The organism is Streptomyces sp. NBC_00250, from assembly GCF_036192275.1.
Taxonomy (GTDB): domain Bacteria; phylum Actinomycetota; class Actinomycetes; order Streptomycetales; family Streptomycetaceae; genus Streptomyces.
Window position 1 is genome coordinate 1,930,286 of the sequence record NZ_CP108088.1, and the last position, 12,535, is coordinate 1,942,820.

The following is a 12,535-nucleotide window of genomic DNA, read 5'->3' on the forward strand; positions in this document are numbered from 1 at the left end:
CTCAGTCCTGAAAAGAGGGGAGCCCCGACCGATGTCTCGGTCGGGGCTCCCCTCCTGCTTCGCCCGTGGCCGGGCCGGTACGACCGGCCCGGCCGCGCTCCTAGTGAGCGTCGAGCCAGCGGCGTGCCGCCGGGCTCAGCGGGGGCTCGTCCGGATAGTCCAGGAATCCGGCCGCCAGATCCTCGGCCCACTCCCGGAGCACCCGCGAACGATGCGGCGCCTTCAGCACCGAGGTGCTGATCGCGTGCTCCCACGTCGTCGCGAAGAGCAGCACGTTCCCGTCGAGCGAGAGCATGCGGAACTCGGGACGGCAGGGGGCGCTGCCGAGGGGCCCGGCGGCTCCCGCGCCCATGATGTCCCATTCGGGCTGCAGCTCGACGCAGTACCACTGCAAGCCGTCGTCGTCCGCGGTGTCCAGCGCGAGCAGGAACCTTCGGTCGGTCTCGGAGAAGAGCCCTCCTTCGACCGCCAGCCGGTACCAGTCGGCGTTCGCCCTCTCGTGCAGCTGCGGTTCGAGGACGTCCAGCATGGCTTCGACGCGCCCGTCCGAGGCCGGGCAGCTCGCGGCCTGGCCGGTGACGACGGGCGGAACGAGCCCCTCGGGCTCGGTCCATCCGTCGACGAGCGACAGACCCGCTGCGGCCAGTGAGTCCACTGCGGCCGGCGGCTTCATCGGGGAGACCCACCTCCATGACTCGCGTACCAACCGGATCCCGGCTGGTTCCACCTGCCTGGCAGGCGCCCGGCATATCCGTATTCGTGGACCGTATTGTAATTGTGGCCCAGGACGTACCCGACGACGCCGTCGGAGCGGACGAGAACGCGGTTCAGGGTGTCCCGGCCTCGCCTGTCCAGGACGGTGTACACCGTCGCGTCGTACCACGGGTTGTTGGTGTTGTAGGTGGTCACACCGTTTCGCACCCTGCGGGCGTCGTACCAGTCGAGACCGTTGTTGTTGACCCGCTGAGCCTGCCGACCGCTCTCCACACGGTTCACGGTCGCGTGCACGTCACCCGGGATCTCGGACCAGTTCTGCGCGTTCTCCGCCTGGCGCTTCTCCGTGAGCTCCGGCGAGTACGGGTCGACTTCCTCGCCACCGGTGGGGCAGCTTTCGTTGTGGTTGAGGAGCGAGGTGCCCGACGCCGTCACGTAGTACGTGTGGAGGTCGGAGACCGTCAGGTTGTGAACCGTGGCCGCCTGGGCGGTCCTGCGCTCGACGGCGGTGATCTGGACCCGGGTTCCGGCGCTGGTCTCCAGCCACTGGCCCGACGTCAGGTCGGTGGCCTTGAGCCAGGCACGGAGCTGGGGCACCCAGAACGGGTGGCCCTCGGTCGCGGTGACCTGGGCCGTCTTCGACCCGGCCTTGCCGTCGGTGTCGACGGTGATCGTGACGAGGTGCTTGAGGCCCTGGCCCGTGATCTCCGCGGTGACCGTCTCGACCCGGGTCTCACCGGACTTGGGGTCGGTCGCGAGGACCTTGTCGCCGGTCCTGACCTTCTCGATCGGCTTGGTGGAGCCGTCGGCCATCAGCACCTTCGTGCCGGGCACGAAGCTGTTGCAGCCGGACTTGCCGGAGCCGCCGCCACCGCTGGATCCACCGTTGCTGCGGGAGGAACCGCCGGAGCTTCCGCCCGGCTTGGACCCGCCGGACTTGCCCCCCTTGCCTCCGCCCGCCTGCGAGGAGGACTTGGGAGCGGCCTTGGCCTGGGAGCTCTTCTGAGCCGGGTTACCGGTCTTCTTCTTGGCGGCCGCCGCCGCTTCGGCCTTCCGTTTGGCGGCCTCGGCCGCCTTCTTCTTGGCCCGTTGCGCGGCCTCCTTCTTCGCCTTCTCGATGGCGGCCTTCTTGGCCCTGAGAGCCGCTGCCTCGGCCGCCTTGGCCGCCTTGAGGACGGCTTCCGCGGCCGCCTTCGCCTTCTTGAACGCCTGGATGGCGTTGATCGTGCGGTCGACCGCCCTCAGGACGGACGGGATCTTGCCCAGCTTGGTCCACGGGATCGCCCCGATGATCATGCTGCCGCAGGACCACATGTCACCGCCGAAGCAGGCCATGGCGTCGGTGAGGCCGATGAAGTCACTCAGGACGCTCCAGGCCGCGGCGAGGATCACCGAGGTCAGGGACTTGCCCGAGGTGGCCTGCGCCTGCGCGACCTGCGCCGCGGAGAGACCCGCGCCCACGAGGGCCGCCGCCTTCTCCGAGGCGGTCAGGGTGATCGCCTCACCGGTCGGGTCCGCGTGGGTGACCGGGTTGTTGTGCGCGTAGACGTATCCGTTGGCCTGCAGCGGGTCGTTCAGGTCCATCTGCGGGTCGGCGGACAGGAATCGTCCGACCACCGGGTCGTAGAGTCGGGCGCCCAGCAGCGTGTAGCCGGAGGCGTCGTCCCGGGTCTTGTTGAGGAACCCGGTGTGCGCCTGCATGTTGGCGCCGACGGTGCCGGCACCGCGCTGGTTGCCGAACGCGTCCTGCTTGCGGATCCGCACGTCCATCGAGGCGCTCAGCGCGACCTCGGTGTAGGTGGAACCCTGGTGGTCCGTGGTCAGAGCGACCAGCCGGTCCGCAGCCGTGCCGTAGGCGTAGCGCATGACCGAGCCACTGGGGGTGGTGTAGGTGCGCTGCGAGTTGACCAGGACGCCGCCCTGCTGGACGGTGACCTCCGTGTCACCCAGGTTCAGGGTGGCCGTCTTGCCGTTGATGGTGAGCAGACGCTCGCCACCGGGACCGTAGATGTGACGGGTGTCGTTCTGCGGCGCCCACAGCTGCGCGGCGGAGGCTCCGTCGCACGTGGCCAGGACGATCGCCGTGCCGCTGGCCGAGTTGGCACCCTGCACCGCCAGGCACAGGTTGGACGCGATGTGCGTCAGCTGGCCGGCGGCGTTGCGCTTCAGCTCCTGCGCCGCGGCCGCCGCGGGGGTGGCGGCGCACTTCTGGACCTGTACCGCGGATCCGGGAGTGTTGGCTGCCGGCTGGACGCACCAGTCGTCGAGCACCGACAGCGCGCCCCGGTTGGCGTCGATCTGCGGAGTTGTCGGCGTGCTCGGGGTGGGGGTGAACTTCCAGCTCTGCGCCGCGGAGGCGTTGCAGGTGTACAGCTGGACCGCCTGTGCGGCGGCCGGGATGCCGCTCTTGAGGTCGAAGCACTTGTCGGCCAGGCCCATGTAAGGGGTCTTGCCGCCGGCGCCCGCACCGGTGATCCGGTCGACCTTGCCGTCCGGCGTCCAGGTCAGCGTCTGCTTGTCACCGTTGTCGAGCGAGGTGACGGACTTCGTCTGACCCGTGAGCTCGTACAGGCGCTCGGCCTCGGCCTTGACCTGCGCACCCGCGGGGGTGGTGTAGGTCTTGGAGGCCTTGGTGAGCGTGTGCGGCTGGCTCTTGGCCGCGCCCACACCGTACTCGTACGTGGTGGTCGCGTCCTTGGCCGTGGCGCCGGTCAGGTCCTTCTCGACCAGCTTGGTGCGGTTGCCGAGGAGGTCGTACTCGTACTCCTGCCAGTAGCCGGAGGTGTCCTTGCCCGCGGCGACGTTGAGCGTGCCGTCCGTGTTCTTCGGAGCGGTGCAGTTCTCCTGGTCCTTGGAGGTCCAGGCCGTCTTCAGCTGACCCAGCGGGTCGTACGTGAAGCACTGCCGCTCCTCGATCCCGGTGGCGTGCTCACGGATGCCCGTGACGTTGCCCGCGGGGTCGTAGGCGTACTCGCGCTTCGAGACCAGGTTGCCCTCGACCGGACCGACACCGACCGTCTGCTCCCGGTAGACCATCTGGTTCTGCAGCTCGCCGGTGGACTCGTCGTACGAGTTCTGTGACCACACCCGGTACGGCACCGCGCCCATGGTCGAGCGCATGACCTGGCCGTAGGGCGAGTAGACCGTCTCCGAGCCGTACCAGTCCTTGCCGGAGATCGAGAGCGGGTTGCCGTCCTTGTTGTAACGGATGACCAGCTTCTCCGGGTCGAACTTGCCGGCCTTGGGAAGGTGCGCCTCCTCCAGCATGCCGTTGTCGGAGAACTTGTAGTCGTACTGGTAGTCCGCGGGGATGCCCCACGTTGCGGCCACCGAAGACGGCAGGGACAGCGTCGTCGAGGTCGGCTGGTAGTCCGTCGTGTAGCCGTTGACCTTCTGCGTGTACGCCAGGCCGTCGGTGTACCGGGTGGCGGAGGCGGGCATGCCCTTGCCGCCGGCGACGGAGTCGTACGAGAACCCGGCGAGAAGCGTGCCCGTGGAGCCGCTCAGGCGCTGCTCCTTGGGCCGGGACAGCTCGTCGTATCCGTTCCAGATCGTCACGCCACGCGCGTCGGTCGTGGTCAGGGGCCGGTCACGGTCGTCGTACGTCAACCGCGTGGTGCCCGTGTCCGGGTCGGTCGCGGTCTCCATCCGGCCACGCATGTCGAACGTCCACGACCACGGGTGGGTCGGGTCGGCCGAGCTCGTCGCCTTGGTCAGCTGACCGCGGCTGTCGTACGTGTAGCGCGTCGACGTGTAGCCGCCGGGCGCCGCCGGGTTGGTGGTGTCCGTGCGGACGGTGCGGCCGAGGGCGTCGGTGTAGACCTTGTAGGCCGAGGCGCCCTGCGGGTGGATCACCTTCGACCAGTCGGATCCGTACTGGTAGCGGGTCGCCTTCTCGGGCACCTCCTGCGAGATGGCCTCGGTGGTCCCGGGGGCCTTCACCTTGAGGACCGGCATCTCCTCGAGCACGCGGCCGAGGCCGTCGTACTTGTACCGGGTGATGTTCGGGACCGTGGTGTCGGCGCGCGGGGTGAACAGCTCGCCGCTCGGGGTGTCCTCGTTGAGGTAGGCGTTGTTGGTCTGGTAGACCTCACCGGCGCTGTTGTACAGCGTGTCGGTGATCAGACGGCCACCGCCGTCCGCCTCCTCCTGCGACTGGCGCTCGCGGCCGAGACCGTCGTAGATCGTGACGGACTTCTCGACCCGGTCCTCGTAGCCACGGCTGTAGGTCGTGATGTACGGGGGCTTGCGGAGGGTGCCGCCGTTCGGATCGTTCGGGTCGGGCTCCTCGTCCGGAGTCACGTACTCGGCCTTGAAGTCCGGTACCTTGCCCGCGCCCGGTGTCCGGCCGGGAGCCCAGGCCTCGGCGAGACGGCCCAGCGGGTCGAACGACGCCTCGCTGACGTGGCCGTTGGCATCGGTCGTCTTCAGCGTGACCGCGCGGCCCGGCTCCACCTCCTGGACCTGGGTGTGGCCCAGCGGATTCGTCTGGGTGATCTTGAAAACCTGACCCGTCGGCGGGTCGAAGGCGATCGAGGACTCCCTCTTGTCCGGGTCGATCTGCTTGGTGACACGGCCCATGGCGTCGAAGACGACGGTGCCGCCGGTCTGGAAGCCGGTGCCGTCCGCCTTCAGGGACCACGTCTCGGTCGCCAGACCACGGTTCGCGTCGGCGGGCGCCGTGCCGTACACCGTGTTGTCGTACGCGGTCCGTGCGCCGGCGGTCAGCGTCTTGAGATCACCCCAGTTCGCGTCGGCACATGCCGTGGGCGAGACGAGGACCTGCTTGGTCAGACCGATGATGTTCTTGGTCGTGTTGTGCAGGTACTCGAGCTTGGTGCAGGACTCGTCACCGGTCTTGACGGGGTCGGCGTCGCCGAACGACTCCACCTGCGTGGGCAGACCGTGGACGCTGTCGAACGTCGTCCTGGTGCGGACGCTCCGCAGGGTGCGGGTGTCGTCACCCGTGCCCGACGACTTCGTGTACGCGATCTCCTCGGGCTCGGTGACGCGCCACGCCTTCAGCGGGTCGAGGCCGTCGCCGCGGGTGCGGCTGGCGAGCTCGGTGGCCTCGGGGACGGTGAGGCTGCGGGTGAGCCAGTCGCCGTCGGCGTCGGTCGCGTCGGAGTAGCTGAACTCCTCGGCTATGCGGCCGGCGAACGCCTCGCGGTCGTAGACCGTGGCACCGTCGTGGGTGAGCGTGGCGCCCGCGATGTTCTTCATCGGGACGGTGTCGCCCATGCCCCGGTAGAAGCGGGTGACCGCCTTGGTCTTCGGTCCCTCCGTCCCCGGCGTGTCCTCGCCCGGGGTGGAACCCTCGCCGTTGTCGGCGGCGACCTTCCGCTCGCCCGTGACGACGGCGGTCTGCTCGAAGCCCGCGAACTGCGAGTACGTGCGTGTGGACTTCTTGCTGAACTCCGCCTCGGCGAGCTTCCAGCCGGCGTTCTTGTAGTCGTACGACGTCCGCGTGGAGTACGAGCCGTCGACGTTCGGCAGCTCCTCGATGGAGTCGACCACGTACTTGTGGAACCAGTCGATGTCCTCGACCTCGGCGTCCGGGTGCCAGTACATCGGGTAGCACAGACGCGTGTTGGCCTTCAGAGCCGCGGTGTCCGTCTTGCCGGGCAGGCCCTGCCTGCTGGCGCAGCCGTCCTCCGCGTCACCCCAGGTCGGCATCTTGTAGGTGACGACGGTCTCGCCGCCGTACTCGTTGACGACGCGGCCGATGCGCAGCCTGGCGAAGCCGGGGCGCGGGTCGATCGGCTCCCCCTTGTCCTCCCCGGCGGTCTTCCGGAGCAGGACGCGGTTCGGCATCTCCTCCTCGTTGGACTCGAACCGGATCGGGTTGAGCTTGACCGAGGCGTCCGTCGAGCCGTTGCGGGCGTAGCCGGTGCGCTGGATGGACTCCAGCCACAGGGCCGTGTTCGGGCCGGTCTTGAGGACGGGGAAGTTCTGCGTGAGCTGGTACTGGTCGACGTCCTGGCGCGCGGTGGTGTCGGTGCGGCGCTGGGCCGAGGTGGTGATCTTGTCCAGGCGCTTGGTGGACCAGAAGGTCGGGCCGGCGTTCCAGCACTTCTTCTTGTCCGTCGAGGTGACCGCCTGGCACCGCAGGTCGACGGGGGTGTCGTACCAGATGCGGTACTTGCCCGGGTCGGTCGACGTGAAGTTCGCGTCGCTGCAGGTCAGCGCGCCCTCGGCGAAGCAGCGCTCGTCGACGCCGAATCGCACGCGGGCCGGGGCCGTGGCGCTGAAGACGGTGTCCTTGCGCTGGCCGTAGTCGATGTGCTTCAGGAAACCGCCGCGGTGGTACTCGACCGGGCCCTTGAAGTAGAAGTTCTTCGCGTAGTAGTTCTTCTCGCGCTCCCACCACAGCGACATGGCGTTGCCGTGGACGTCCTCGACGTAGTCGAGGTTCCACTGCCAGGCCTGGTTGCAGGCGGACGACTTCCAGTCGGTGGTCGTCGCGCCCTTGTAGCAGGGCTCGCCCGGGTGGTTGCCGTAGACCGGCACCGCGAGCACGGAGTCGGTGTACGGGTCGTCGGCGGCGGTGTCGTTGTCCGACCAGCCCGGGAGCTTGTTCAGGCCGAAGTGGTACTTCGTGCCGTCCCTGGTGGTGACAACCCAGTACTCGCCGTCGGCGTCCTTCATGCCCGAACGCGGGTCCTTGGACGTGTCCTTGAACCGCTCGATCTTCGAGCCGTCACCGTTGGCGCTGAACCACTTCTGCTTGGCCTCGTCCCACACCAGCTCGGTGGTCATGCCGCCCAGCGACAGGGTGGCGTTCTCCGAACCCCAGCACAGGTCGGCGGTCTTGTGGGTCGAGTTGTTCGAACCGGCCTTCTTGGAGTCCTGGCGGCAGTTGACGTACGTCCGGCTGATGGAGCCCGGGTTGTAGTCCCAGCCGTCGCCGATCCAGGAGGCCTGGTTGTTCGACGCCGAGGTACGGCCGTCGACCGTCTGCGACGAGTAGCTCAGGCTGACCTTCGGTGTCAGACCGCCGGCGGCCTCCGGGACCTGCACCTGGTAGCCGTAGGTGAAGGCGCCGTTCGACGAGCCGGCGGCCCAGGAGCCGGCGGACAGCAGCGGCGAGGCGGTGAAGTCGCCGGTCGCCGAGGCGCCGGTGTCCATCGCGCCGACGACCTGGCGGCCGGAGGAGTCGACGGCCGGGAGGGCGACCTGCCGGGCCGAGACGCCGGAGACCTTCGAGCGGGCGACGCCGTCGTCGAGCAGGTTCGCGACCGGCACCGATCCGGACAGGATCTTGCGGGTGGGCGCGTTCTTCTTGAGCTTGGCCTTGGTGGGGGCCTTGGCGGCCGGCACCTCCTTGACCGTGGACCGCAGCCGCTCGATGTCGTCGGCGACCTCGCGCGAGCCGGACATGGTCTCCGTGCCGGTGTCCGGGGCGCAGTCACCGGTGTCCGGGGAGTCGATGACGCAGTTCGGCAGCAGGACCAGGCCGAAGCGCTCGGCGGCCTGGGGTCCGTAGCGGTCGGCGAATCCGGTGGTGTCGACCTCGAGCGTGACCTGCGCGGCCGGATCGGCGGTCGCCGGCGGGACGACCTCCATGATCATGCCGGGGACGCCGGTCTCCTCCGACGTGGTGGTCGACTTGACCGAGACCCGCCAGTCACCGGCGATCGCCGCCGGGTCCTGACCGGCCGGCACACCGACCGCGACCGGCAGACCGGCAGACGTGGTCTCGTTGACCACCGGGACCGAGGTGCCCGGCTGGGTCTGCGCCGTCAGCGGCGCCTTGCCGGTGTCCGCCGCCCACGGGTCGACGGCCCCCGGCACGTAGGGATCGATCTTCTGCTCGTCCCCGAGGCTCAGCGTCTTGTCGGCGCTGGCGTCGTCGGCGAGCGCGGTGCTCTCCGGGATGTCCGGCAGGTCGACCTGGGAGGTCGTCTGCTCACGGCTCATCCCGTCGCCCGGGACGGCCAGGGCCTGCGAGCCCAGACTTGTCACCGTCAATACCGATGACAACAGAAGGACGGTCGCCGTGCGGCTTCGCCGACGGCGCCGTCGTTGTGACTCTGTCATGGCAAGGCGATTCCGCCCTGACCATGACAGTGGTTCTGAAGCACGCATCACGCGTCGACTCCCACCCAGACGAACAAGACAACGGAGGAGGTGCGGAAACACCAAAGAGCACGCGCCTGGTTCAGGCGCGTGCGTGCGCACTCTCTGTCATGTCCGTGCAGTTTTCAACATCGGCCGAGCGGTCGAGGTGGGCCCGCCAGTGAGATTCGCCACGGTGCAGTAGCAAACAGAAGCTCACACTATCGATCTTCGCGATAGATCGGATACGGAGCGCGTTTCCCACCTAAAGCGCTATCAAAACACGTTGAACCGCGGTTCCGTGACGCCCCCTCAAGCCTGTACCAAGAATTCGTAACAGCTTCATAAAGTCTTCAGATATGGACGTCCCGAGGCGAACGTGTGATCGTGTGCGCGCCTTGTGCCCCGCGGACGGTCCGTCGGGGCCGCCTGTGCTGTCCGAAAATCCCTCTGGTCCCACGGGAGTAGACCGCCGTGCCCGCGCCGCCTCGTCTTCTCAGCCCGTTCGTGCGCACGCGCACACGGCTCACACTCACTCTCGGCCTCGTACTGGCCGCACTCACCGCCGCGCTCCTGCCCTGGTGGCAGCCGAGCACGCCTTCGCCCCTCAGCTCCCCCCGCTCGCCCCGTACGGATGCCAAGCAGGCGTCGACCGGACCGAAGGATGAGGCCGCTGCCGCGGCCGAGGCCAAGCGCACCGGCAAGAAGGTGCTCGTCGACACGGCGACCACCGCCACCGAGCTGATCTGGGCGCTGCCGAACGGCCAGATGCGCACCCAGATCCACGCGCTGCCCCAGCGCGCGAAGAACGCCCAGGGCAGGTGGGCGCCCATCGACAACACCCTGCACCGGACGGAGAAGGCCGGCGCTCTGGCCGTCCGCCCGGTCAACCCGGCCGTGCCCGTCCGCTTCTCGGGCGGCACCTCCGGCAAGGATCGCGCCGACCGCTCGTTCACCCGTCTTCCGCTCGCCGAGGGTGCGGGCGACGCGTCCGTCCTCGCCGAGGTCGACCTCGGCGGCCACACCATCGCCTACACCTGGCCCGGCGCCCTGCCGAAGCCGGTGCTCGACGGCCCGCGGGCCCTCTACTCCGAGGTGTTTCCCGGCGTCGACCTGCTCCTCGTGGCGCGCGAGGAGGGCGGCTTCGGCCAGCTTCTGATCGTCAAGAACCGCGAGGCCGCACGGAACAAGGACCTCGCGACCGTCTCCTACGGCCTGCGGTCGAGCACCGCGGTCTTCCGGCAGGACGCCAAGGCCAACCGCGTTCAGGTCCTCGACAAGACGGGCACGGAGGTCGGCACCATCCCGACCCCCTTCGCCTGGGACTCCAGCGGCCGGGACCCCGAGCTCAAGCCGGGCACCCCCCAGCGCACGTCGGTCGCCGGCCCCGCCGACGTCCTGAAGCTGTCGGGTCTGACCGGCATCGAGCCCGGCGCGCGCTCCGCGCAGCTCCCGGTCGCGCTCGACGGCGACGGCACCGGTACGGCTGCCCTGAACCTGGGCCTGGGCCGGACCGGCCTCCTCGACCACCCGGACACGAAGTACCCGGTCTTCATCGACCCGCCGCTCAACAGCGGCTGGGCAGGCTGGACGACCGCGTACAAGAAGTACCCGAGCTCCAGCTTCTGGAACGGCACGAACTTCTCCTCCGGCACCTCCGACGCACGCGTCGGCTACGAGAGCGACACCGGCGGCCTCGGCCGCTCCTTCTGGCGGATGAAGTTCTCGTCCAGCTACGAGGGCGCGAAGTTCACCCGAGCCACCTTCAAGGTCAAGAACAACCACTCCTGGTCCTGCACCGCGCGTGAGTTCCAGTTCTGGCAGACCGGCTCCATCTCGTCCGGTACGACCTGGAACGCGCAGCCGAGCTGGTCGACGAAGCTCGACTGGCAGTCCTTCGCCCACGGCTGGTCCTCGAGCGGCTGCCCGGACGCGTACGAGGCGTTCAACGTGCTGGCCGGAGTCCAGAAGAGCGCGGACGCCGGCGCCGAGACCCTCACCTTCGGCATGCGGGCCACCAGCGAGGGCGACACCCAGACCTGGCGCAAGTTCCTCGCGACCTCCGCCGTCGTGGAGGGTGACTTCAACCGTGCCCCGTCCCAGCCGACCAACGGCACGTCCTCGCCGGGCGGCGCGTGTGTGCCCGGACCGACCAACAGCGTCACCATCGGCCGGACCACCATCACCCTGAAGGCCAAGGGCTACGACGCGGACAACACCATTCCCAAGCTGCGGTTCCGGTTCTGGAAGTCCGGTGCGGCCACCAAGACCGAGTACCTCGCCACCGCGGACTCCACCGGCTACGGCCAGATGGTCATCCAGGCCGACAACGCGCTGCTGACGGGCCTCACGGGCAACACCCTCTTCTCCTGGGACGTTCGCGCCGAGGACGCGGCGGGTGCGGTCTCCACGTTCTTCCCGGTGGGCGACGAGCCGTGCCGGATCACCGTGGATCCGACCGCACCGCCGCAGCCGGACATCACCAGCACCGTGTTCACCGAGGCCACGCCCGACGGCAAGACCTGGGCCAAGGTCAAGTACGGCACCGCCGGTGACTTCACCTTCAGTGCCGCCGGCGCGACCAAGTTCAAGTACGCCTTCGAGGGCGAGAGTCTCATCGAGACGCCGCCTCCCACGAACGGCAAGATCACCCTCCCCGACGTCCGTCCCCGGCACGCGGGTCCGACCGCCCTGTACGTCTACGCCTACGACGTCAACGGCAATCAGAGCATCAAGGGCGACTACTCCTTCTACCTGCCGCCGCGCGACCGCGCCGACGGTCCGATGGACACCGGTGGCGACGACATAGCCGACCTGCTGGTGCTCTACCCGGACGGCAAGCTGAAGAACTGCGTGGGTGCGCCCGCCGACCCGGCGGTCCCCGGCACCGGCGGTGAGCTGTACAGCTGCCTGGCCGCCTCGTACGTGACCAAGGACAAGAAGGTCGATCCGCCGAACCACTGGATCGACACGGCCGGTACCGCGTCGCTGATCGCCCACTACAACGACACGTACCCGGGCGACGGTTCGACCGACCTGTTCGCGGTCACCCCGGACAAGAACTTCTGGATCTACCCGGGTGACGGCTACGGCAGCTTCAACGTCGACGAACGGATCAAGATCCGCCTGCCGGCCAACGCCCCCGCGCCGTCCACCTGGACGCAGCTGAAGGCGATCGGCGACATCACCGGCGACAAGCTGCCCGATCTGGCCCTGCGGGCCGGGCCGGCGTTCTGGGTGCTGTCCGGCTACACCGGCGCCACCTTCCAGACCGCGACGCTGATGGAGGGGACCGCATGGGCCCGCCGTGACATCGTCAACATCGCGGACATGAACAAGGACAGCACGCCGGACCTGCTGTGGCGCAACCTGGACAACGGCAACATGTACGTCCGCCACGGCAAGCCCGGTACGGGCGGCGCCGGCAGCATCGACCTGGAGTCGATCAAGGTGGCGGTCAACTCGCTCAACGGTGACGTCGCGTTCGGTACGACGTGGACCGAGGCCAACGTGATGTCCGCGATCGGCATCCCCGATGTCAACAAGGACGGCGTACCCGACATCTGGGCCCGCTTCGGTGACACCGGCAACGTCAAGCTGTACTACCCCTCCACCACCAACACCAACGCGCCGGCCAGGACCGTCCTGGGCGTCGACTGGCGGGGCATCCGTGCCTTGGGCTGACCCGGCCCCCGTCCGCTGATCCCGAGCCCCGGCCGCCTGCCTCGCAGCAGGCGACCGGGGCTCGGTCTTCGGCGCGAGC

At 68.8% G+C, this 12,535-nt stretch carries 3 protein-coding genes; 1 reads left to right on the forward strand and 2 read right to left on the reverse strand.

Translation table 11 applies throughout. The features are described from left to right. Nucleotides 1-100 precede the first annotated feature (100 nt). Nucleotides 101-673: a hypothetical protein gene (locus tag OG259_RS08705; RefSeq protein ID WP_328941732.1), complete on the reverse strand. Its 573-nt coding sequence runs from the start codon at nt 671-673 to the stop codon at nt 101-103. Next, nucleotides 670-8,634 carry a ricin-type beta-trefoil lectin domain protein gene (locus OG259_RS08710; RefSeq protein ID WP_328947027.1) on the reverse strand — a complete coding sequence of 2,655 codons (7,965 nt, stop codon included), beginning with the start codon at nt 8,632-8,634 and terminating at the stop codon, nt 670-672. The genes OG259_RS08705 and OG259_RS08710 overlap by 4 nt, the downstream gene beginning before the upstream one ends. A gap of 645 nt (nt 8,635-9,279) precedes the next feature. Here OG259_RS08710 and OG259_RS08715 point away from each other — a divergent pair. Continuing rightward, nucleotides 9,280-12,456: a hypothetical protein gene (locus tag OG259_RS08715; RefSeq protein WP_328941733.1), complete on the forward strand. Its 3,177-nt coding sequence runs from the start codon at nt 9,280-9,282 to the stop codon at nt 12,454-12,456. The last annotated feature ends 79 nt before the right edge of the window (nt 12,457-12,535 follow it).

Excerpts from the sequence above, each read along its gene's own strand:
- OG259_RS08705 (WP_328941732.1), bottom strand. The coding sequence starts at position 673 with ATGAAGCCGCCGGCCGCAGTGGACTCACTGGCCGCAGCGGGTCTGTCG.
- OG259_RS08710 (WP_328947027.1), bottom strand. The coding sequence starts at position 8,634 with ATGAGCCGTGAGCAGACGACCTCCCAGGTCGACCTGCCGGACATCCCG.